Source organism: Halobellus rufus (assembly GCF_000739575.1).
GTDB classification, from domain to species: domain Archaea; phylum Halobacteriota; class Halobacteria; order Halobacteriales; family Haloferacaceae; genus Haloquadratum; species Haloquadratum rufum.
On record NZ_BBJO01000002.1, the window covers coordinates 118,588 to 138,062 of the forward strand.

The window sequence follows — 19,475 nt, forward strand, 5'->3', positions numbered from 1 at the left end:
GCCCTGAATCCGGGGACTCACCGACCGGACGTTTTTGATCGACCGGTTCGATCCGTGGCGTATGATGGCGCTTCAATGCCGAGACACACCGCGGGAGCGACGGCCGTGATCCGCGCGCGCTTCCGGATCGAGCTTCCCGGAGACGTGTGGGCCAGCGAGGTTTCGCGATCGTTTCCGGACGCGACGCTCCGGCTGCTCACCGGCGTTCCGATGGGTGACACCGCACTCGAATTGGGCGAAGTCCGAGCCGCGGACCCCGCGGCGGTCACGGACGCGATCCGGAGCCATCCGGACGTCACCGGGCTCGATCGACTCTACGGCGACGACGAACGGGTCATCTCCCAGTACGAGGCCGCCGAGAAGAGCCTCTATGAGTTCCTCTGGGGTTCCTCGTTCCCGCCAGAGTTCCCGATGCTCGTCGAGGACGGGGAGATGGAGTTCGACGTGACGGCGACGCGGGAGCAGTTCGAGGCGTTCGGCTCGGCACTCGATACCTCGGAGATACCGTACGAACTCCTCACCGTGGTCCACACCGACGATTCCGAGGGCTTGTTGACCGACCGCCAGCGTGAGTGCCTGACGGTCGCCCACCAGCGAGGCTACTTCGAGGTCCCCCGGCAGTGCGACCTGACGGAGCTGGGCGCGGCGCTCGGAGTGGACAAGTCGACGGCCAGCGAGACCCTTCGGCGCGCGACTGATCGCGTCGTCGGGCAGTTTCTACTCGGTCACGACGACAACTAAGTAGGAGAACGCCAAGAAGCAGCAAGAGACGCTAGCGAAGAGAATTTCTGATCTATGAATAACGGTACATCCAATGGGTCCATACCGGATGACCAATGGTATGAGATCGACCGAAACTGTTCCAGAGAGGAACTGATTGCGGTTTCAAAAGTCTATGCACGTGAGGTAATCGATCGCTTCGATCTCTCCGTCGACGTTTCTACGCTTGAGTGGAGTATTAGTATGAGAGCCAAACGTCGAGCGGGTGCTGTCAAGTATTCAGGGAGTGTGCCGAAGGAGGTGATACTCACGTGGGAGTACTTCGAGAACTGTGGATGGGAACGGGTCGCCGAAACGATTCGCCACGAATTGATTCACATTCATCTACTGAACGAGAAGGGCGACAGCAGCCACGGTCCCGATTTCAAACGATTGGCCTCGAAATTGGATACGGAGGTCAATTGTGCTCGGTTTGCAGAACCCAAGTGGTGGGTCTCCTGTTCTTCGTGTAGCAACCGATACGCACGCTATCGACGTTCGAAGCTTGTGACGCGTCCTAGCGAATTTCAATGTGGGCAATGCGGGGGGTGTTTAGAGGTCGTCGAAAACCAAGACGACCCTGATACTGACGAGAGTTCCTGAGTCCTCCAGTAGGACGACGACGAGGACAAGGTACGCGGCGAGATCAATCGGCCCACGTTCCAGCGTGTCCCCGACCCGGCTGAACACAGCAGCTTGCGCTTCCTCTCCTTCGAAGACGTTCGAGAGACGCACGAGACCGTGCAGGACGCGGGGCCGTTACAGGACGTGTTTTGAGCCCTTCCACCAGCCCCGCAACCCTTATTTCGAATTATGGATAATTCGTAACTACGATGTCGAAATCTCCGGTGCGATCGAACAGAACGCCCATCCGGCAGTTCCAGACGGTCGCAGACTTCCTGGAGACGCCGGTGCTCGCCCGAATCTACGCCTACACGTTGCGAGAGGGACCCATCACCGTCGCCGACGTCGTCGACGCGCTCGACGTCCCGCAGGGGACGGCCTACGACTACGTGCAGAAGCTCGAAGACGCGAGCCTCCTCACGAAAGTCAGCGAGCAGCGCCCCTACGAGTACGACGCCGAGCCGATCTCGCTCACGCTCTCTATCGACGGCGACTCTCGGACGATCACGCCGGCGCTCATCGCAGCCGTGGCCCGCCGGGAGGAGGACGAGGACCTCGATGTCTACATCGATCGCCACGGGCTCGACGGCCTCGCGACCGCGCTCGAATACGCCTTCGAGTACGTCGACGGGACGGTCAATCACCGGATCGCCGCCCGCGAACTCGATATCTCTCCGCTCGAAGCCGAGATCATTCTGCAGGCGCTCGAACCGATCGCCGACGCGCATCCCGTTGACTGACGACAGCGACGGAATAGAACGCGCCCATCGGCGGTACATTTTCCTGTCAACGGCGTCAACGCATAGGCATGGGGACGAAACAGATCCGGGTAAGCGAAGACCTCTACGCGCGGATCGAATCAGAGAAGCGGCCGGGCGAGACGCTGAGTGACGCGCTCGAACGACTGGTCGACGACTATACGCTCCTCGATTTCGCCGACGATATGGCCGAACTGAGTGAGGATCACTGGGATCCGGACGAACTCGAAACCGCTCTTGAGAACTCCGATGGGGAGAACCGCGAGGAGCTTGAGGAACAGCTCCCGTGATTCTCGATACCCAGTATCTCGGACAGTTGGCCGTCCAAGATTCGGACGCCCGAGAATTGGCCGAAGAGATCGAATCCACCGGTTCCCCGCGGCGGATTCCCTCCGCCGTTGTCGCAGAGCTCTTTTTCGGACTCGGGAAGATGACCGACGACGAGAAGGCGGCTCGGATTCGCCGTACGTATGAAACGCTCTTTCGCTCGGCAACCGTGCCCGTTCAAGACGAGAAGGTTGCCCGCCGATCGGGGACGCTTCGGGGCAAACACGCGGCCTCCGATGAACTGAAAAACCTCGATGGAGCCGATTCCGTTGTCGCCGCTCACGGGCTGCTGCTCTATGAGCCTGTCGTCTCGAACGATACCGATTTTCAGGATGTCGAAGGACTGGAAGTCGTTACGTACTGACTGTTCGGGATCGTTCCAAGCCACCTACACAAAATATGCTTCTCTCTGGGAACGCATTTCATCGCACGCGACAGTAGGAACGAGTATGACAGATCCGGAGCCCATAGACGATCGTTGGCAAGGCGACGTCAACGAGGCCGTCGTCGAGGACTGGAAGGCCGACACGACGACCTTCGAGCGCGTCCGGCAGATCATCGACGTCACGACCGATCCCCAGACCGCTGCGGAGATCGCCGATCGAGCGCGGGTGAGCGAGCCGACGGCGCGAAAGCACCTCTCGGCCCTCGCGGAGACCGGCCGCGTCAAGGCGATCGCGACCGACGACGGCACCCGGTATATGCGCGCGCCACAGATGCTCGCGATGCGACGGATCGCCGACATTCACCGCGAGCACACGAAAGACGAGATCCGGGAAGCGATCCGGGAACTGAGAGAGGAACGTCGGGAGCTCCAGGAGCGACACGACGCCGACGACGTCGACGAACTCACGCTCGACCTGGAGCCCGGCGACGACGGCTGGGAGGATCTCACCCGCTGGCAGCAGATCGACCAGAACCTCAAAATCGCCCAGGCGGCGCTCGCGCTCTACGACTTCGACCCGGACGACAGTCGCTCTGCGGCGGCGCGAGCTGCAGAAGGAAGTACAGCAATCGAGAACCACGGAGCCCTCCGCGACGACATCACCCAGTCAACGGAATAGACCGGCGGCGCTTACTGCGTTATCCGTAATGCGGAATCCGCGATGCAGTACCTCGTACCGCGTGTCGATCCGCGCTGCTTGATCAGTCCGTACCGCTCCAGCGAGTCCAGATACCGCCGTCTCGTTGCCGGCGATTCCGGCCGCGACGCCTCCGCCTCGTACGTCAAACGCAGTTCTTTAGCGCCGACCGTTCCGGCCTTCGCGATGATCTCGTAGAGGAGTCGCTGGTGCGTCGAGAGTAACGCGATGTTCCGCTCGTGGACCTCCGCAGTCGCCGAGTCGCTGACGGCCGCGACGAGACCTGGGCTCAGGTAATCCTGTCCCTCCGCCTCCGCTTCTTTCGCTGCTCGGCGAAGCAGTGCGATCGCGAGCCGTGCGTCCCCGGCGGCCAGATCGGCGATCGTCGCGAGCGTTCTCTCGTCGACGGCGTCGGGTGCGAGCGCGGAGAATATCGACAATCTCGTCGTCGTCGTTCGCGAGCGCCGAGAAGTACGTCGTCCGGGTCAACGCGGGTCACCCCCGTAGCAGCGGCCGCGGCTGCTGGGGATCACCCGTCATCACCTCCTACGATGGCGGCCTCAGACGCGCGGATACGCGGGCCGTGGTTCCGTCCCTGCTGCTCGTCGGGATCGGGATATCGAACGTGCTGACCCGCACCGGAGCCCTTCTGTAGACGGGCGCGGCTGTCACACGCGAGACAGCGGTGAACGCGCCCATCCTCGTCGCCGAAGGTCCGAGCGAAGTCGCGGCTGACGTGAGCGCCGCAGTGGCGGCAGTGAGATCGATCTCCGGGTGACCACCCTGAGAGATCCATCATCGACTCTCACCCCGAGTATGCGAAGCCGATCGCCCGACAGCGCGGACCCGCGGATTGTAACCACATTGGATCGGCTCAGAGCGGAAAATCTTCGATTCCGTAAACTGCGATAATAGAAATAAGGATGCCTCTACCTGCCGATTCGCATTAGAGGAGAAGCGCCTTGTTAGAGCATGGGCGCTGCAGGATTTGAACCCGCGACAACTTGGTCCGAAGCCAAGCACTCTGTCCAAACTGAGCTAAGCGCCCTCACTTCCGAATACTCGCGTGGGTCGGTTTAAACCCACGGATTTGAAGCGTGAACCTTCACGAGTAGTCTCGTTTCAGAACCGCTGAGAACGAGCGTCTTCGAGCAGGTTTCGGCTACCGGTTCTCTCGTTGCTCCACCTTGTTCAACTCGATCAAGAGGCGAAACACCGCCTTGACGAGATTCGAGTCGACGTCGAACTGTTCGGCGTTCCGGCCCGCGCGTTCCATCACGCGTTCCTCTTGGTTCTCGTCGGTAGTCGGGAGGTCGCGCTCGGCTTTCACCTGTGCGACGGAGTCCGCGACGTAGGTCCGGCGAGCGATCAGCTCTACGATCTCTCGATCGATGTCTTCGATCTCCTCGCGCAGTTCGTCCAGCGAGGCCGCTTCGCCCGTCGTGTCGATGCTCGATTCGGATGTATCTCGGCTCATAGGATGCGTGCTCCGTCAGTTCTGGTCGTCGTTCGCCACGTGTGACCGCTGCGATCGTTCCACAGGGTTTCGACTGTGTCGAGTCCCTCGCCGTCGCCGACGGCGACGACGCTCGGGCCGGTTCCGGACAGCGACACGCCGGCGACGTGGGGCATCGCCTCCACGGCTGGCTCCGCAGAAAAGCCCAGCGCCGCGGAGAATGCGAGGCCGTTCACGGTCATCGCCTCGGCGTACCGACCGTCGAGCGCGAGGTCGGCGACGAGCTCGGCCATCGGCGCGACGTTCGCGCAGCGCTCCACGTCGGCGTCGGCGCTGTAGGCGCGCTCGGCCGGGGTCCACACCAGCACGTCCCACTCGACTTCGTCGCGGGCGAGCACCTCGTCAGCGTCGTTGTCGGTGACGGTCACGCCGCCGAGCATCGACGCCGACGCGTCGTCGAACGCGCCGGTGACGGTCACGCCCACGTCGCGGGCGGCTTCGACGCCGAGGCGACACGCTTCCAATCGGTCCGGGTCGGCGTCGAGCGCGGCGGCGGTGGCAAGCACTGCCGCGTTGGCAGCGGCGCTGGAGCTTTTCAAGCCCGCGGCCATCGGAACGTCGCTCTCCGTACGGACGGTCCCGCCGTAGCTCGCGCCGTCGTCCCCGTAGGCTTCGATCGCGAGGTCGACGCAGCGCTCGATCAACCGGGTGTCGGCGTCGGCGTCCTCCGCGACCGAGCCGGTGACGGTCCCGGAATCGTCGAGTTCGACGGTCGCCGAGGTCTCCGCGTCGATGGCGAACGCGGAGCCGACGCCCGTCGAGAGGGCGTTCAGCACGGTGCCCGCCCCCAGGGCGACTGCACGGCCGTACATACTCGCAGACTGTCGACCGGAGGGAAAGGTGTAGCGATTGTTCGTTGCAGACCGATCGCTCATTCGGCCGACTCCGGGTCCGGGTCAGAATTCAGGTCCTAGTTCTGGTCTCGGTCCACCGCCGCGCGTCGGATCATCCCCAGCACGCGCCAGGTAACCACGGACTCCCCGTCAGGTCCGCGTCCGGTCACGTCGACGTCGACGTACCCGCGCCGCGGGTCCGACTCCGAGGGCCGTTTCTCGACAACCTCGACGTCAACGGAGAGGGCATCGCCGGGCTCGACCGGACGGGACCACCGCAGGTCGTCGACGCCCCGTCCCCCGAGGAACGCGACGCGACCGAAGAACGCCTCTGTCGCGAGCCGGTTGCACGCGCAGTAGCTGTGGAGGCCGCTCGCGACGAGGCCGTCGAAGGGCGACGCGTCGTCGGCGTCGTCGCCGAGGTGGAACGGCTGCGGGTCGTACGCCGACGCGAACTCGACGATCCCCTCCCGAGAGAACGTCACCGTCCGGTCCGCCTCGAAGCGGTCTCCGACTGCGAGGTCCTCGTAGACCAGCGGTTCGTCCGGTCGTTGTACCGACTCCACGTCCGCGTCCGAGGGGTCCGGATCAGTCATACGTAGCAGTCGAGGACAGCCCTGAAAACCGCTGCGCTCGCCGCGATCTCCTCGGCAGCGTAACCACGACGCGTCGCGGACGTCGGCATCGCGTTCCTTTTGAGTCGGCCGCACGTCCCCTCGGGTATGAGCGCGCGCAACGACGTCCCGCCGAGCACCGTCGGCGTCGAACTCCTCGACTACGGGGTCGCGGTCGAGTACGCCGACGGCAGAACGACCGTCTATCGGGGCGTTCCCGAACCCGTCACCGACACGCTCACCACGCCGCCGAAGAAGGAGACGCACGTCCTCGTGACGGACCCGACCGAGACGGAGGGCGTGATGCTGTACGTCAACGACCTCAAGACCCACGACGACATCCTCGAATCGACCGGCGTTGGACGAGTCGTCCTCGACGACGGTGAAGCGGAGGAGATCTTCCCGGGCGTGACGGTCCGGCGTCCCGGAGGAATGCGAACCGAGGTCGAGGCCGACCCCGAGGTCGCACGCGGTCGGGTGTTCGTCTTCGTCGAGGACGACTGGAGCGAGCAGTCCTACGAGTTCGTCGCCGACGAGGCCGACGGTTCCGAGACCGCTACCGAGGAATAATGGCGCTCAGAAAGCGCTGGAAACCGCTGACGCGGAAGACGGTCGGCTCCGCCCCGGACGCCTACGGCCTGATCGAGTTCGGCGACGAGGACGGCACCGTCGTCGACGCCGTCGCCGGCTTTCTCCCGGACGAACTCCGCGAGGAGTTGTCCTACGGCGACGCCGACCAGGTCCGCTGGCAACGCGCGCAGTCGCTCGAACACGCCGAACAGCTTCTCGAAGAGCGGTAAGTGGCTTTCGCGGTCGATCTCCGCTATTCAGCGTCCCTGTGCGTCGGCGTCCCCGAGAGGTTCCCCTCGTCGTCGAAGCGCTTCGCGCGGAGGTACCGCGTCCGGTAGCGGTTCGCTCCCTCGTAGACGTCGGCCTCGCGGATCTCGTCGACGCGGCCGTCGGCGACGGCGTCGATTATCGCCTCGATCTGCTCCTTCTCGGAGGGCGTCAGCTCGAACTCGTAGGTGTGCGTCCCCTCTTCTTCCAGTTTCGTCCACTTGCGCGCGGCGGCGACGACGAGCGAACACGGCTCCCGGCAGGGGAACGCGCCCGCCCCGCCGTCGGCCGCGAGGTCGTCGCCGTCCTCGTACTGCCACTCGCGGCGCTTGAGACACTGAGAGTCGACGCAGCAGGCCTCCGAGACCCACTCGACCGCCTCCCGCGGGAGTTCGTCGACGACGTCGTAGATGCCGGTCTGTCGCTCGGCGGTCTCTCGCCAGTGGGTGACGTCGAGTTCCCCCTCCCGTTCGAGGTTCCAGTTGGCGACGGAGGCGGGGTAGAGCACGTCCAGCGTCTCGACGGCGTCGCGGCCGTCGAGATCCTCGAACACCCATCCGGAGACGAGCGACGGCGCGGTCTTGAGCGGCCGGTACCGACCGCGGTCGTCGTAGGTCGCCAGCTCCCGCGCGTCGAGCGGATCGTCGTAGCGGTCCAGCGTCTCGGGGTCGGCGTCCCGGTCGTCGGCGTGGCGGATCTCGTAGCGGCGCTCGCCGTCGTCGCCGAGCGTTGCGGTGACGACGACCTCGCCCCACTCGGTGTGCATCCCGTCTTCGAGCGCGGCGTAGCGCTCGGGGACGCTGTGTTCGTTCGCGGCCTCGGCGTGCCGGAGGAACGCCCGCCGGTGCCGACCCCGGCGGCCGACGACCTCCTCCCAGTAGTACCAGTTCGTGACGTACGGTGCGACGTCGTCGTCGCCGGCGGCCGCCCTTAACTCGGACTCGCTGAGAGTATCGTGCTCGTCGCCTTCGGGTGTCGACAGCGCGTAGCCGTCCTCGGTCGCGGCCGCGCGGAGGCCGTCGAACTCGATCGGATCGGAACCGCTCGACAGTCGGTCGACGAGCGCGTCCAGTTGGGCTCCGCGCACGTCAGTCACCCGCCGCCGGCGTTTCGCCGTCCGCGTCGGTCTCGCTCGTCGCGCCCGCCTCGCGAGTCGCCTCTCGCACGGCCGCGATCGCCGATTCGATCGCCGCGCCCGCGTCGGCGGCGCGTTCGAGGATGACGTCGGCCATCAGGCCCTCGGTGCCGACGGCACCGGCGTACCAGATCCGGTGGCCGTCCACCTCGGCGGGGACGTCGTACCCCGTGCGGTAGTCGTCGGTGAGGCCCATATCCTCCGGAATGTCCTCCTGCGTGTGGAACCCGTCGGCGATGAAAAGCGGAACCACGACGACGTCCTCGCTCTCGAAGTAGTCGGTGACGTCGTCGACCTCGGGCTCCTCGTCCATGTAGAGCGCCTGCACCTCGTCGAAGCGGTCCATCTCGCGGACCCGCTCGGCGTGGTACTCGATGGCCTTCGCGGAGTTCTCGTTGCGCTCGGTGCCGTGACCGACGACCGCGAGGCCGAACCCCTCACCGACGTCGGGATCGCCGGTGACCGTCTCGGCGCGGCGGACGAGCACGTCCGTCATCGCCTCGTGGGTTCCGACGGGGCCACAGTAGTGGATCGTCTGGCCGGTGTCCTCGGCCGTCAGGGTCGCCGTGTCCGCGCTCAGGCCGTCCGACTCCCACTCGGAGACGTCCCAGCCCGACAGTCGGAGTTCGCGGGGGATCACCTGCTCGGTGAAGTAGCCCTCGCTGATGAACAGCGGGACGACGTAGACCTCGTCGGATTCGACCGTCCTAAGGACCTCCCTGAGAGATGGTTCCTCCTTCCAGAATCCCGTCTTGACCTCGTCGAACGCGCCCGTCGCGCGGATGGTGTCCGCGTGGCGGTGCGTCGGCGCCGACGAGTCCGGGTTGAGATGCGACCCGTGCGCCACGATGACCAGCGCTTGCATACCTAGAGAGGAGGACGGAACGCCCTTAGGGACTTCGGCACCGCGGCGCTTCAGTGGTGGCAGTCCAAACCGACCCGCGGATTTTTCTCCCCCTCGTCCGTGCGAAGGGGTATGTCACTGGCCGCCGAGACGCGGGCCGCCGTTCGCGCCCGCCCGTGGCTGCTCCGAGCGCTCCGCGCGGGCGTCGTCAACTACGCGGCCGCGGCGGAGTCGCTCGACGTCGACGGCGACACCGACTCGGTCGCGACCGCGCTGCGACGCTTCGCCGACGACCTGCCCGAACCGGATGCGACGACCCGAGACGTCACCGTCCGGATGCGAAGCGGCGTCGGCCTCGCCGGCGTCGACGTCGAACACGGCGACTCGAAGGCGAGTCCCGAAACGGAGGCGGAGACGTTGCTCTCGGTCGGCGAGAGCGCGATCGTCACCGCCGACGGCAGCCTGACCGCCATCGTCGTGAACGGCGAGGTCGACCCGAGCGCGCTCTCGACCGTCGTCGACAGACTCGCCGCCGAGAACGTCGTCGTCGACGCCGCGGGCGTCGCGGGCGGCGAACTCGTCGTCGTCGTCCCGCGGCGCGACGGCGCTAACGCGCTCCGACACGTGGAATCGGCGCTGGAAGCAGTCCCCACGAGCTGACCGACGCCCGCCCCCGTCCGGCGACGTGATCGGCGTCCCGGCTCCGTTCCGACGATTTAACAACGACCACGCGAGTACCTCGTGTCGATGACGCTGTCCGTGACCAACACCCTGACGGGCGAACGCGAGGAGTTCGAGCCGCGGAACGACGACGAAGTCCTGTTGTACGTCTGCGGGCTCACGGTCTCGGACGACGCGCACCTCGGGCACGCCCGCCTGTGGGCGCAGGCGGACCTGATGCACCGCTGGCTGGACCACGAGGCTACGACGTGCGCCACGTCGAGAACTTCACCGACGTCAACGAGAAGATCGTCGCGCGGATCGGCGAGGACGACTTCGGCGACAGCGAGGAAGACGTCGCCGAGTACTTCACCTCGCACGTGATCGAGGACATGCGCGGGCTGAACCTCAAGCGCGCGGAGGTGTACCCGCGGGTCTCCGAACACGTCCCCGAGATCGTCGACCTCGTCGAGACGCTCGTAGAGCGCGGCTACGCCTACGAGTCGAACGGGTCGGTGTACTTCGACGTCACCGCCTTCGAGGACTACGGGAAACTGTCGAACCAGCGGCTCGACGAGATCGAATCGCAGGGCGTCGAGGACGAGCGCTCCGAGAAGCGCCATCCCGCGGACTTCGCGCTCTGGAAGGCCGGCGCGGTCGACCCCGACGACATCGCCGAGCACCGCCACGCGGATCTCCCCGCCATCGACGACGCCTGCGGGCAGACGTGGGAGTCGCCGTGGGGAGAGGGGCGACCCGGCTGGCACGTCGAGTGCTCGGCGATGTCGATGACTCACCTCGATGAGACCATCGACATCCACGTCGGCGGTCGCGACCTCGTCTTCCCGCACCACGAGAACGAGATCGCCCAGAGCGAGGCCGCCACGGGCCAGCAGTTCGCCCGCTACTGGCTCCACGTGGGCCTGCTGCAGACCGCGGGCGACAAGATGTCCTCCAGTCTGGGCAACTTCCTCACCGTCTCCGACGCGCTCGAAGAGTACGGCGTCGACGTCGTCCGGACGTTCTACTGCTCGACCGGCTACCGCAGCGAACAGACGTTCGGCGAGGACGAGATGCGCGAGGCCGAGGAGCGCTGGGACCGCCTCGAACGCGCCTACGAGGCCGCCGTCGACGCCTGCGACTCCACCGACGCCTACGCGAAGGTCGAGGACGACGAGTTCCGCGAGGCGCTCGCGGAGACCCGAGAGTCGTTCCGAGCCGCGATGAACGACGACTTCAACGTGCGCGAGGCGATGGCGGCGCTCTTGGAACTCGCGACCGCGAGCAACCGACACGTCGACGACAACGACGCCTACGACTACTGGGCCCTCCGCGAGACGGTCGAGGCGTTCGAAGAACTCGGCGGCGACGTCTTCGGGCTCTCGTTCGGCCGCGAGGCGGGCGAGGAGGGGACCGTCACGCTCGCAGAGGACCTCGTCGACCTCGTCTTAGAGATCAGAGAGGCCGAGCGGGAGGCGGGCAACTACGAGCGCGCCGACGACCTCCGCGACGACCTCGCGGCGCTCGGCGTCGAGGTCCACGACGGCGACGACGGCCCGACGTTCCGCTTCGAGTAGCGCGTCTGTCGGGGGCCACTGCGCCGCTACTCCATCGTGAACAGGTGCGTTTCCTCGGGGATCTCGAACAGTCCCATCCGAACACCGGCGTCGAGCCACCCGTAGCCGTAGGAGAAGGACGCCAACGCGTTGACCGGGTCGTCGTTCTCGCGGAAGTGCCGACCGTCTTCGAGGTACGACAGCGCCATCTCTCTGATCTCCGACGCCGCCTCGCCCAGCGGCGTCGACGCCGGGACGGCGATTTCGGCCTCCGAGAGCGCCTCGGCGAACATCCCCTCGTAACGGTCCGTCTTCTCGATTAGATCCGCGGGCATACCGACAGTCCCACGGGACCGGTTGTAAGTCCTTCCCGACCGTCTGATGGCTCAAGACGAACCACGTCCCTGCCGGTCTCGTATCGCCACCGTCTGCGAAACCGCGCGGCGAAAAAGACGAATATTTATGGTAGTTATGTCCCTCTCTCCGCCACGTTGGTAGGGGTCCTCGCTCTCGGTATCGCCGCCGGTTCGCTCGCCGCAGGGGCCGGTTCGCTCGCGCTCGTGTGGTATCTGGACCGGTACCGCGGCAGCCCCGGGGCCGCGTGGTTTATGCTCACGCTGTGTGCGCAGACCGTCTGGACCGTCGCCTATGGCGTGGGGCTCTTGGTCTCCGACCCCGCCCTCCGTATGGCGACCGAAGCGCTCACGTGGCTCGGAATCGCGTGGCTCGGCCCCCTGTTTCTCGGGTTCGCCCTGCAGTACACCGGACGGACCGGACTGTTCCGCTCGCGGTGGTTCCAGGCGGTGTTCGCCGTCCCGGTCGGCGGATCGCTGCTGGTTCTCACCCTCCCGTTCCACGACCTGCTGTGGCGGGGGTTCCGGATGGAGCCGCTGTTCGGTCTCTCACGGTCCAGTACGCCATCCAGCCCGCGGCGTACCTCGTCGTCGCGGTCTCGTTCGTCACGGCCGGGATCGGCGTCCTGCTGCTCGTCGAGACCATCCTGAACTACGGGCCGCTCTACCGCCGGGAGGCGATCGCCGTCGCGCTCAGTACCCTTCCGCCCGCCGGCGGGACGATGCTCTGGCTCCTCGGCGTCGGACCCTGGCCCGCGCTCAACCTCGCTCCCGTGCTGTTCCTCCCGCATGTCGCCCTCGACGCGTACGCGTTCGTCGGCACCCATATGTTCGACACGAACCCCACGACTCGACGGGCCGCCGAGCGGAGCGCTTTCGATCGGCTCGCCAGCCCCCTCCTCGTCGTCGACCCTGGCGAGCGAGTGGTGGACGTGAACGACCGCGCCGTCGACCTGTTCGACTGCGGCGGCGGCGAGGCGTCGCTGCCGGTCACGCTCGACTCGCTCGTCGGCGCCGACCTGGAGACGCTGCGAGAGCGCGGCGAGTACGAGTCCGATGTCGGCGATCGGGTGTTCGCCGTCTCGATCACGCCGCTCACCGACCCCCGGGACGCGGTCGTCGGACAGCTGCTGGTCCTCTACGACATCACCGCGGAACGCCGCCAGCGGGAGCAACTGACCGTGCTCAACCGCGTTCTCAGGCACAACCTCAGAAACGAGATGACCGTGATCCAAGGCCGGGCGAATCTGATCGAGGCACCCGAGGGCTCACCGACGGGAGCGCACGTGGAGACGATCCTCGGGGCGAGCGCGCGGCTGCTGTCGATCTCCTCGAAGGCCAGCGATTTCGACCGGCTCTCCGAACGCGACCTGAACCACAGCGTCGTCGACCCCGAGGCAGTGCTCGACGACCTCCTCGCGGACCTCCGAGAGTCGCACCCGGCGGCGACGGTGACTACCGAGACGGATCTCCCCCTTCCCGCGGTCCGAACCGACCGGGGGTACCTCTCGGTGGTCCTCTCGAATCTCGTGGAGAACGGCATCGTACACGCGCCCGGCAATTCGCCGACCGTCTCCGTTCGGGCCCGCCCGGTGAGCGACGGACGAGGCGTCGCCTTCGAGGTGCGCGACGAGAATCCCGAGATCGAGTCCACGGAGATCGCCGCGATCCGCGACGGCGGCGAGACCTCGCTCCGACACGGCAGCGGGATCGGCCTGTGGATCGTCGCGTGGTGCGTCCGGGCGCTCGACGGCGACCTCGAATTCACGTACGACGACGGCAACGTCGTCAGGGTGACAGTGCCGAACGTCGCGGAGTCCGCGTCTCCGTTGGAGGAGGCCGATCGTCCGCAGGCTCGCGTACAGGAGCCGATCGACGCCGCGACCTCGAACGGCGATTGACGCGGTCGATCGCCTGCTCGGCTTCTCGCTGCCGATCACGCTCGAGACGACCCGCCAGCGCCGGTGCTGACGCATACGTAGACGCTCCATCCCGCGGTATTGGCCGATACGCACAATACAGTCTGGTGGGGTCCGCGCACGACAGCGGAATCTAAAAGGGCGGGTCGAACGAACAGTGGGATATGACAGGCAACGCTGACGACGTCGTCGAACATCGACCGCTGATCGTGGCCGGGTCGGGCATCGCGGGACTCTCCGCCGCGATCTACGCGGGTCGATCGAACAACGAGCCGCTGGTCTTCGAGGGCGACGAGCCCGGCGGACAGCTCACGCTCACTACCGAAGTCGACAACTATCCGGGCTTCCCCGAGGGGATCTCGGGCCCCGAGCTGGTCCAGAACATGAAGAAGCAGGCCGAGCGCTTCGGCGCGGAGATCAAAAACGGCATCGTCGACTCCGTCGAGGCGGAGGAGCGCCCCTTTACCGTCCGCCTGAAGAACGGTGACGTCTACACCGCCGACGCGATCATCGCGGCCTCGGGCGCGTCCGCCCGAACGCTCGGCATCCCCGGCGAGGACGACCTGATGGGCTACGGTCTCTCGACGTGTGCGACCTGCGACGGCGCGTTCTTCCGCGACGAGAAGATCATGGTCGTCGGCGGCGGCGACGCCGCGATGGAGGAGGCGAACTTCCTAACCAAGTTCGCCTCGACGGTCTACCTCGTGCACCGCCGCGAGGAGTTCCGCGCGGAGGACTACTGGATCGACCGCGTGATGGAGAAGGTCGACGAGGGCGAGATCGAGATCATGCGGAACACCGAGGTGACCGAACTCCACGGGAGCAAAGAGGAGGGCGTCGACCACGTCACCCTCGTCAGCCACCCCGAGGGGCACCCGACCGACAAGCTCGACGACCCCGACACCGAGGAGTTCGACTTCGACGTCGGCGCGGTGTTCTACGCCATCGGTCACACCCCGAACACGGGCTATCTCGAGGGCACGGGCGTCGAACTCGACGACGAGAACTACCTGATCGCCCAGGGCGGCTCCGGCGGCAACCAGACGGCGACGGACGTCCCCGGCATCTTCGGCGCGGGCGACGTCGTCGACTCCCACTACCAGCAGGCCGCGACCGCGGGCGGGATGGGCGTGAAGGCCGCCCTCGACGCCGACGACTACCTCGAAGAGCTGAAGCGAGAGGAGAAGGCCGCGGCGACGAGCGAGGTCGCGACCGCCGAGAGCGACGACTAACGGGCGCTTCTCCGAGGGCGGGGGCGATCGGCCGCCTACAGTCCCACGGTATCGAGTACTGTAACGGTGACGACGTATCGGGTTCCGCAGTCACAGACGGGCCGTTCCGTCCCTCCGTCCCCGAGCCCCGCGCTCGTGACTCGGGAACCGCACTCGCCGCAGGTGAATACCAAGTCGTTGGTGGTTCCGCCGTCGATTCCGTCTTCGTCCGTCGGCTCGCTCATCTCAGTGTCCGTACTCTTTCCGGGGAGCACCTGATCTCACCCACCGCGACAGATGTTTCCGGTGCTAACGACATTCTGTTACGATCGCGGTCTGAATCCTGCTTTCTGAGAACGGTAGGCGGGTATATGCTCTCCCTACTCGTAGATGGAGTATGACAGGACGCGCGCTGCTGACGAAGACGGAACGAGAGGTGTTGACGAGAGCGCGCGGGAGCGACGCGTACCGGTCGACGGTTCGGACCCGACTCCGCCGCCGGATCGGAGAACTGGAGGCCGACGTGGCGCTCCTCGAGGCGCACGAGCCGGAGCTCCTCGACCGCCTCCGCGACGTGATCAAATAGCCGCGTGATCCATCAGTCGGATTCGCGAGAGCGCCGCTCGGCGAGAGCGGAAGCGATTAGCCCTCCCAGAGCGTCGCCGTAACCGTGTCACGGATCCGTCGCAGCGGCTCCGCGCTCGCCCGGACGCTGGAGGAGGCGGGCATCATCGAGGAGTCGCGACTGCGGCCGACGGTCGACCTGGCGTGGCCGCGGATCGTCACCGGTCTGGCGATCATGTCGAAACAGACGGTCGATCTGGCGCTGGTCGGACTGGTGATCGGCCCGACTGCCGTGGCGGGACTGACCCTCGCGCGGGCGTTCTGGATGGTCGCGAAGTTCGCAGCCATCGGCCTCGCCGGCGGCACCGTCGCGCTCGTCTCACAGAACTACGGCGGCGGCGACACCGACCGCGCGGCCGCCGTGGTCCGGTTGAGCGTGATCCTCTCGGTCGCACTGGGGATCCCGATCGTCGCGCTGTTCGGTCTCGGCGCGGAGCCGCTCGTCGGCCTCGTCGGCGACGACCCCGAGAGCATCGGCCACGGCGCGGTCTACCTCGCCGTCGTCGCGCCCGGCCTCTTCTTCGAGTTTCTCAACCTCATCGCCAGCCGCACCTACGCGGGCGTCGGCGACACGGTCACGCCGATGGCCGTGCGGGCCGGCGGCGGCATCGCCAACATCGCGCTGTCGGCGGCGTTCGTCCTCGGGCTCGGTATGGGCGTCGCGGGCGCGGCGCTCGGAACCGCGCTGGCGACGTTCCTCGTGACGGTCGTCTTCGCGTGGGGGATGACCGGTCGGAACTACGTCCGCGGCCGGGGCGCGAGTCCGGTCCCGCTCACCCGCTCGGGCCCGCTGTTCGACGCCGCCCTGCTCCGGCAGATCGCGCGCGTCTCCACCCCGCTCATCGCCCGCCGGGCCGCTCAAGGGCTGGTCGTGTTCCCGCTTCTCGCCATCGCGGCGACGTTCGGCCCCATCGCCGTCGCGGCCATCGGCGTCGGCCGTCAGGTCCGCGCGCTGCTCGAAAGCTTCTCGTGGGGCTTCTCCATCGCGGCGTCGACGCTCGTCGGGCAGAAACTCGGCGCGGGCGAGGAGGGCGAGGCGGCGGCCTACGGCTGGGGGATCGTCCGGCTCTCGGCGGTGGTGTACGTGTTCGCCGCCGCGGTGGTCGTCGTCTTCGCCGACCCCATCGCCGCGGTGTTCGTGAACGAGCCCGAACACCAGGCGCTCTCGGCGCGGTTCGTCCGGGTCGCGGCGGTCAGCGTCGTCGCGCTCGGCGTCGACGGGTCGATCACCGGCGCGCTCCGCGGCGCGGGCGACACGCAGGTCCCCTTCGTCGCCGCCTTGGCGGGCCTGTATCTCGCCGCGCTGCCGCTGGCGTGGCTCGGGACCGTCTTGCCGGTCCTCGGCGTCTCCGGCCTGTTGCTCGCGCTGTTGGCCGAGACCGCCGTCCCGATGGCGGTGAACCTCTGGCGGTTCCGCTCGGACCGCTGGAAGGCGGTCAGCCGGTCGTATCGGCCGACGCCGAGTGATTGACTTCCCTCGGTCGCCCGCCGACCGCGTCTGATTCCCACAGACCCTTATGTCGAGGCGTCGCAGAGACGGTATGGTCGAAACCGAGACCTACACCATCGAAGCGCCGAACGGCGACACCGAAGAGATCGAACTGCCGGCGGGCCTCGTCGACGTCTTCACGGAGCAGGGCGAGTCCCCGACGACGGTCGTCGGCGACCTCCTGATCCAGTCGTTCGCCCAGCAGGCGCACGGCGTCGTCCACCACAGCCAAGGGGAGACGCCCGCGGACCTGGAGGCGCTCAACGAGAAGATGGAGGAGCTCTTCGAGGACCGATTCGGCGTCTCGCTCGACGAAGCGATGGGCCACAGTCACTGAGACCGTCGGTCTAATCGAACGCGTCGGCGTTCACGTCAGATGAACGCAAGCGGAACCATCACCGCGATGCCGGCGACGAGTCCGCCGATCAGCTCCCGGCGGCCCTCGCCCGGCAGCGACTTTCCGACCTCGCGGGCCTCCGGGATGAACTCCGTCAGGACGAGATAGATCATCGCGCCGGCGGCGAAGCCGAAGCCGGCGGGCAGAAACTCCCGAGCGACGCGGACGAAGTAGAAGGCGATCACCGCGCCGATCGGCTGCGGGAGGCTCGAGAAGACCGACCACCAGACGAGTTTCCAGTTGGGCACCCCCATCGATCGCAGCGGGATCGAGATGGCGACGCCCTCGGGGACGTTGTGAATCGAGATCGCGACCGTCATGAAGATCGCTAGGAGGGGGACGACGAACCCGAAGATCTGGGTGCCGCCCTCGATCCCGAGGTCCGCGAACGAGACGCCGACAGCGACGCCCTCCGGAAAGGAGTGCACCGTCAGCACGCCGAGGATCAACACCAGTTTCTTGAAGTCCGCCTCGGCGTACTGCTGCGGGTCGACCTCCGCGGCCTCGATGACGTCGTGGGCGACGTACACGAGGGCGACGCCGGCCGCGAGTCCGAGTCCGAGCAACAGCAACTGCCGCTGCGGAACGGGGTCGAGAGCGACGCCGCCCAACGAGACGTGGACGTACTCGCCGAGGGCCTCCAGGACGAGGCCGAACACCGACGCCGAAAGCATAATTCCCGAGGCGATCCCCCACAGCGCGACGTTCCATCGGTCGCTGATCTCCGAGACGAAGAAGAAGGGAAGCGCCCCCAGCCCCGTCGCGAACGCGGTAATCAGTCCCGCGAGGAAGACGAACCCGAGCGACCACAACTCGACCATACCGGCGGTTGGCGTCGGACGGAGATAAACATTTCACATTTCTGATTATTTTGGCGGGCCTAAAACAGCCTCCCGCCGCCACCGAGCTGATTGCAACGACGAAAAATAGTCATATTTCTGATTGTACTGGTCAGCAAACGCAGTTCCACCGGGCGGCGGCGATCACCCGTGTCGAAGCGCTCTTGGGGCGGCAGTCTGAGTGAGTCGTATGCACCGCAGAGCCGCGGAGTTCGTCGAGCGAGCGCGGGAGCGCTACGACCTCGAACCGACAGTCGAAGAGTTCCCGGAGGGACGAAGACGGCCGCCGACGCCGCCGACGCCGTCGGGTGTGACGTGGGGCAGATCGCGAGCAGCCTCGTCTTTGACGCCGACGGCGACCTCGTCGTCGTCGTGGCCAGCGGCGCGAACCACGTCGACGAGGATCGACTGGCGGCCCACCTCGGCGTCGACGACGTCGGGATGGCCGACCCCGACGCGATCAGCGACGTCGTCGGCTGGAGCATCGGCGGCGTCCCGCCGATCTGTCACGACTCCGAGATGCCGACGCTCCTCGACGAGTCGCTCCTGGCGTACGACACCGTCTGGGCGGCCGCCGGAACGCCCTCCGCCGTGTTCCCGATCGACCCCGACGACCTCCGGCGACTCGCCGAGGCGACGCCCGTCGACGTCTGACTCCGCCCGTTCTCGACATCGTACACTCGCCGATAGGATTTCGTGTCGGGCGCACCTATCCCAGCGTATGCCGACAGAGTCCGCGGTCGACGACGACGCCGACGATCCGGATCGAGACCGCGAGCGGGTCTGGCTCGTCGAACGGACCTACTCCGACGACGAGCAGAACATCGTCATCCTCGTATACGCCACCCCCGACGGGTCGCGGTACCTCCGCAAGGAGCGCGCGCTGACGAGTTTCGACGACGCGCGAGACACCACGGCGGCCGTGCTCGCCCGCGAATCGAGTCTCGGCGACGTCGACGACCCCGACGTCCGCGAGCGCTACGCCGCGGAGGCCGAACGGACGCGCGAGCAGTACGATCCCGAGGACCTGATCTGAGGGCGGCGGGGATCCGAACGATCGAATACTCGAAACCGAGTAAGAAATACCCGAATTTAAAC

General features: G+C 66.5%; 27 protein-coding genes, 1 tRNA gene and 2 pseudogenes. 18 read left to right on the forward strand and 12 right to left on the reverse strand.

The genetic code is table 11. The features are described 5' to 3' along the window. Positions 1–75 precede the first annotated feature (75 nt). Both ACP99_RS01160 and ACP99_RS21470 read left to right on the forward strand, forming a co-directional pair. Complete coding sequence (locus ACP99_RS01160) at positions 76–741, forward strand: helix-turn-helix domain-containing protein (RefSeq protein WP_156105572.1); 666 nt, start codon at positions 76–78, stop codon at positions 739–741. A gap of 54 nt (positions 742–795) precedes the next feature. Continuing rightward, positions 796–1,362 carry a SprT-like domain-containing protein gene (locus tag ACP99_RS21470; protein ID WP_081927021.1) on the forward strand — a complete coding sequence of 189 codons (567 nt, stop codon included), beginning with the start codon at positions 796–798 and terminating at the stop codon, positions 1,360–1,362. Here ACP99_RS21470 and ACP99_RS20320 read toward each other — a convergent pair. After that, positions 1,312–1,449 (reverse strand): hypothetical protein, encoded by a 138-nt coding sequence (locus tag ACP99_RS20320; RefSeq protein WP_197052328.1) that lies wholly within the window; start codon positions 1,447–1,449, stop codon positions 1,312–1,314. The genes ACP99_RS21470 and ACP99_RS20320 overlap by 51 nt on opposite strands. Before the next feature lie 143 nt (positions 1,450–1,592). Here ACP99_RS20320 and ACP99_RS01170 point away from each other — a divergent pair, with 143 nt between their 5' ends. The 4 genes from ACP99_RS01170 (at position 1,593) to ACP99_RS20750 (ending at position 3,532) form a co-directional block, all read left to right on the forward strand. Next, positions 1,593–2,123 (forward strand): winged helix-turn-helix domain-containing protein, encoded by a 531-nt coding sequence (locus ACP99_RS01170; protein ID WP_049984839.1) that lies wholly within the window; start codon positions 1,593–1,595, stop codon positions 2,121–2,123. A 68-nt stretch (positions 2,124–2,191) separates the two neighbouring features. Next, positions 2,192–2,431 carry an antitoxin VapB family protein gene (locus tag ACP99_RS01175; RefSeq protein ID WP_049984840.1) on the forward strand — a complete coding sequence of 80 codons (240 nt, stop codon included), beginning with the start codon at positions 2,192–2,194 and terminating at the stop codon, positions 2,429–2,431. A 56-nt stretch (positions 2,432–2,487) separates the two neighbouring features. After that, on the forward strand, positions 2,488–2,832 hold the full coding sequence (locus ACP99_RS01180) for a PIN domain-containing protein (protein ID WP_231554191.1): 345 nt from the start codon (positions 2,488–2,490) through the stop codon (positions 2,830–2,832). An 85-nt stretch (positions 2,833–2,917) separates the two neighbouring features. Continuing rightward, positions 2,918–3,532 (forward strand): winged helix-turn-helix domain-containing protein, encoded by a 615-nt coding sequence (locus ACP99_RS20750; RefSeq protein ID WP_081927023.1) that lies wholly within the window; start codon positions 2,918–2,920, stop codon positions 3,530–3,532. Positions 3,533–3,543: 11 nt separating this feature from the next. On the opposite strand, the gene ACP99_RS01190 is transcribed toward ACP99_RS20750, so the two are convergent. The 6 genes from ACP99_RS01190 to ACP99_RS01210 all read right to left on the reverse strand — a co-directional run bounded on the left by ACP99_RS01190 (position 3,544) and on the right by ACP99_RS01210 (position 6,495). Beyond that, positions 3,544–3,990, reverse strand: coding sequence for an orc1/cdc6 family replication initiation protein (locus ACP99_RS01190; protein WP_049984842.1), 447 nt, complete (start codon positions 3,988–3,990; stop codon positions 3,544–3,546). Positions 3,991–4,079: 89 nt separating this feature from the next. Continuing rightward, on the reverse strand, positions 4,080–4,349 hold the full coding sequence (locus ACP99_RS21585) for a DUF7563 family protein (RefSeq protein WP_081927025.1): 270 nt from the start codon (positions 4,347–4,349) through the stop codon (positions 4,080–4,082). Between the two features lie 174 nt (positions 4,350–4,523). Further along, a tRNA-Arg gene (locus tag ACP99_RS01195) sits at positions 4,524–4,598 on the reverse strand. Positions 4,599–4,712: 114 nt separating this feature from the next. Further along, positions 4,713–5,027 (reverse strand): chorismate mutase, encoded by a 315-nt coding sequence (locus ACP99_RS01200; protein WP_049984843.1) that lies wholly within the window; start codon positions 5,025–5,027, stop codon positions 4,713–4,715. After that, a complete protein-coding gene (locus ACP99_RS01205; RefSeq protein ID WP_049984844.1) occupies positions 5,024–5,878 on the reverse strand; it encodes a shikimate kinase in 855 nt (284 codons plus the stop codon). Before ACP99_RS01205 ends, ACP99_RS01200 begins: the two co-directional genes overlap by 4 nt. Positions 5,879–5,976: 98 nt before the next feature. Beyond that, positions 5,977–6,495 (reverse strand): MaoC/PaaZ C-terminal domain-containing protein, encoded by a 519-nt coding sequence (locus ACP99_RS01210; RefSeq protein WP_081927027.1) that lies wholly within the window; start codon positions 6,493–6,495, stop codon positions 5,977–5,979. 126 nt (positions 6,496–6,621) lie between these two features. Between ACP99_RS01210 and ACP99_RS01215 the strand changes: the two genes are divergently transcribed. Together ACP99_RS01215 and ACP99_RS01220 are read left to right on the forward strand one after the other, a co-directional pair. Further along, positions 6,622–7,083: a DUF5796 family protein gene (locus ACP99_RS01215; protein WP_049984845.1), complete on the forward strand. Its 462-nt coding sequence runs from the start codon at positions 6,622–6,624 to the stop codon at positions 7,081–7,083. Beyond that, positions 7,083–7,313, forward strand: coding sequence for a DUF7508 domain-containing protein (locus ACP99_RS01220; RefSeq protein WP_049984846.1), 231 nt, complete (start codon positions 7,083–7,085; stop codon positions 7,311–7,313). The genes ACP99_RS01215 and ACP99_RS01220 overlap by 1 nt, the downstream gene beginning before the upstream one ends. Positions 7,314–7,336: 23 nt before the next feature. Here ACP99_RS01220 and ACP99_RS01225 read toward each other — a convergent pair whose 3' ends face one another. Beyond that, entirely contained in the window at positions 7,337–8,446 is a 1,110-nt protein-coding gene (locus ACP99_RS01225) for a DR2241 family protein (RefSeq protein ID WP_049984847.1), read from the reverse strand. Continuing rightward, positions 8,439–9,350, reverse strand: a complete 912-nt coding sequence (locus tag ACP99_RS01230; RefSeq protein ID WP_049984848.1) for a CbiX/SirB N-terminal domain-containing protein — start codon at positions 9,348–9,350, stop codon at positions 8,439–8,441. The genes ACP99_RS01225 and ACP99_RS01230 overlap by 8 nt, the downstream gene beginning before the upstream one ends. A 111-nt stretch (positions 9,351–9,461) precedes the next feature. Between ACP99_RS01230 and ACP99_RS01235 the strand changes: the two genes are divergently transcribed. Then, the gene (locus ACP99_RS01235) at positions 9,462–9,989 is read left to right on the forward strand and encodes a DUF7523 family protein (protein WP_049984849.1); all 528 of its coding nucleotides are present in this window, start codon (positions 9,462–9,464) and stop codon (positions 9,987–9,989) included. An 87-nt stretch (positions 9,990–10,076) separates the two neighbouring features. Continuing rightward, positions 10,077–11,566, forward strand: a pseudogene (gene cysS, locus ACP99_RS01240) (cysteine--tRNA ligase). A gap of 26 nt (positions 11,567–11,592) precedes the next feature. Here the strand turns inward: cysS and ACP99_RS01245 are convergent. Further along, entirely contained in the window at positions 11,593–11,880 is a 288-nt protein-coding gene (locus ACP99_RS01245; protein WP_049984850.1) for a DUF357 domain-containing protein, read from the reverse strand. 156 nt (positions 11,881–12,036) lie between these two features. Between ACP99_RS01245 and ACP99_RS20755 the strand changes: the two genes are divergently transcribed. The 3 genes from ACP99_RS20755 (at position 12,037) to ACP99_RS01255 (ending at position 15,049) form a co-directional block, all read left to right on the forward strand. Next, positions 12,037–12,549 carry a histidine kinase N-terminal 7TM domain-containing protein gene (locus tag ACP99_RS20755; protein ID WP_231554192.1) on the forward strand — a complete coding sequence of 171 codons (513 nt, stop codon included), beginning with the start codon at positions 12,037–12,039 and terminating at the stop codon, positions 12,547–12,549. Continuing rightward, positions 12,465–13,799 carry a sensor histidine kinase gene (locus tag ACP99_RS21155; protein ID WP_331280748.1) on the forward strand — a complete coding sequence of 445 codons (1,335 nt, stop codon included), beginning with the start codon at positions 12,465–12,467 and terminating at the stop codon, positions 13,797–13,799. Before ACP99_RS20755 ends, ACP99_RS21155 begins: the two co-directional genes overlap by 85 nt. Positions 13,800–13,981: 182 nt before the next feature. Further along, the gene (locus ACP99_RS01255) at positions 13,982–15,049 is read left to right on the forward strand and encodes an NAD(P)/FAD-dependent oxidoreductase (RefSeq protein ID WP_049984852.1); all 1,068 of its coding nucleotides are present in this window, start codon (positions 13,982–13,984) and stop codon (positions 15,047–15,049) included. Positions 15,050–15,084: 35 nt separating this feature from the next. On the opposite strand, the gene ACP99_RS01260 is transcribed toward ACP99_RS01255, so the two are convergent. Beyond that, positions 15,085–15,273: a hypothetical protein gene (locus ACP99_RS01260; protein ID WP_049984853.1), complete on the reverse strand. Its 189-nt coding sequence runs from the start codon at positions 15,271–15,273 to the stop codon at positions 15,085–15,087. A 152-nt stretch (positions 15,274–15,425) separates the two neighbouring features. On the opposite strand from ACP99_RS01260, the gene ACP99_RS01265 reads away from it, so the two are divergent. The 3 genes from ACP99_RS01265 (at position 15,426) to ACP99_RS01275 (ending at position 17,478) form a co-directional block, all read left to right on the forward strand. Further along, entirely contained in the window at positions 15,426–15,614 is a 189-nt protein-coding gene (locus tag ACP99_RS01265) for a hypothetical protein (RefSeq protein WP_049984854.1), read from the forward strand. Between the two features lie 84 nt (positions 15,615–15,698). Beyond that, positions 15,699–17,123 (forward strand): MATE family efflux transporter, encoded by a 1,425-nt coding sequence (locus ACP99_RS01270; protein ID WP_049984855.1) that lies wholly within the window; start codon positions 15,699–15,701, stop codon positions 17,121–17,123. A 70-nt stretch (positions 17,124–17,193) separates the two neighbouring features. Further along, the gene (locus tag ACP99_RS01275) at positions 17,194–17,478 is read left to right on the forward strand and encodes a DUF7545 family protein (protein ID WP_049984856.1); all 285 of its coding nucleotides are present in this window, start codon (positions 17,194–17,196) and stop codon (positions 17,476–17,478) included. Positions 17,479–17,513: 35 nt separating this feature from the next. On the opposite strand, the gene ACP99_RS01280 is transcribed toward ACP99_RS01275, so the two are convergent. Then, positions 17,514–18,359 (reverse strand): ZIP family metal transporter, encoded by an 846-nt coding sequence (locus tag ACP99_RS01280; RefSeq protein ID WP_049984857.1) that lies wholly within the window; start codon positions 18,357–18,359, stop codon positions 17,514–17,516. Positions 18,360–18,567: 208 nt separating this feature from the next. Between ACP99_RS01280 and ACP99_RS01285 the strand changes: the two are divergent. Both ACP99_RS01285 and ACP99_RS01290 read left to right on the forward strand, forming a co-directional pair. Next, positions 18,568–19,031, forward strand: a pseudogene (locus tag ACP99_RS01285) (YbaK/EbsC family protein). 67 nt (positions 19,032–19,098) lie between these two features. Next, positions 19,099–19,413 carry a hypothetical protein gene (locus ACP99_RS01290; protein WP_049984858.1) on the forward strand — a complete coding sequence of 105 codons (315 nt, stop codon included), beginning with the start codon at positions 19,099–19,101 and terminating at the stop codon, positions 19,411–19,413. Positions 19,414–19,475 lie beyond the last annotated feature (62 nt).

Coding starts and splice junctions, on each gene's coding strand:
- ACP99_RS01160 (WP_156105572.1), top strand. CDS start 76: ATGCCGAGACACACCGCGGGAGCGACGGCCGTGATCCGCGCGCGCTTC.
- ACP99_RS21470 (WP_081927021.1), top strand. CDS start 796: ATGAATAACGGTACATCCAATGGGTCCATACCGGATGACCAATGGTAT.
- ACP99_RS01170 (WP_049984839.1), top strand. CDS start 1,593: ATGTCGAAATCTCCGGTGCGATCGAACAGAACGCCCATCCGGCAGTTC.
- ACP99_RS01175 (WP_049984840.1), top strand. CDS start 2,192: ATGGGGACGAAACAGATCCGGGTAAGCGAAGACCTCTACGCGCGGATC.
- ACP99_RS20750 (WP_081927023.1), top strand. CDS start 2,918: ATGACAGATCCGGAGCCCATAGACGATCGTTGGCAAGGCGACGTCAAC.
- ACP99_RS21585 (WP_081927025.1), bottom strand. CDS start 4,349: ATGATGGATCTCTCAGGGTGGTCACCCGGAGATCGATCTCACTGCCGC.
- ACP99_RS01200 (WP_049984843.1), bottom strand. CDS start 5,027: ATGAGCCGAGATACATCCGAATCGAGCATCGACACGACGGGCGAAGCG.
- ACP99_RS01205 (WP_049984844.1), bottom strand. CDS start 5,878: ATGTACGGCCGTGCAGTCGCCCTGGGGGCGGGCACCGTGCTGAACGCC.
- ACP99_RS01210 (WP_081927027.1), bottom strand. CDS start 6,495: ATGACTGATCCGGACCCCTCGGACGCGGACGTGGAGTCGGTACAACGA.
- ACP99_RS01215 (WP_049984845.1), top strand. CDS start 6,622: ATGAGCGCGCGCAACGACGTCCCGCCGAGCACCGTCGGCGTCGAACTC.
- ACP99_RS01220 (WP_049984846.1), top strand. CDS start 7,083: ATGGCGCTCAGAAAGCGCTGGAAACCGCTGACGCGGAAGACGGTCGGC.
- ACP99_RS01230 (WP_049984848.1), bottom strand. CDS start 9,350: ATGCAAGCGCTGGTCATCGTGGCGCACGGGTCGCATCTCAACCCGGAC.
- ACP99_RS01235 (WP_049984849.1), top strand. CDS start 9,462: ATGTCACTGGCCGCCGAGACGCGGGCCGCCGTTCGCGCCCGCCCGTGG.
- ACP99_RS01245 (WP_049984850.1), bottom strand. CDS start 11,880: ATGCCCGCGGATCTAATCGAGAAGACGGACCGTTACGAGGGGATGTTC.
- ACP99_RS01255 (WP_049984852.1), top strand. CDS start 13,982: ATGACAGGCAACGCTGACGACGTCGTCGAACATCGACCGCTGATCGTG.
- ACP99_RS01260 (WP_049984853.1), bottom strand. CDS start 15,273: ATGAGCGAGCCGACGGACGAAGACGGAATCGACGGCGGAACCACCAAC.
- ACP99_RS01265 (WP_049984854.1), top strand. CDS start 15,426: ATGACAGGACGCGCGCTGCTGACGAAGACGGAACGAGAGGTGTTGACG.
- ACP99_RS01275 (WP_049984856.1), top strand. CDS start 17,194: ATGGTCGAAACCGAGACCTACACCATCGAAGCGCCGAACGGCGACACC.
- ACP99_RS01280 (WP_049984857.1), bottom strand. CDS start 18,359: ATGGTCGAGTTGTGGTCGCTCGGGTTCGTCTTCCTCGCGGGACTGATT.
- ACP99_RS01290 (WP_049984858.1), top strand. CDS start 19,099: ATGCCGACAGAGTCCGCGGTCGACGACGACGCCGACGATCCGGATCGA.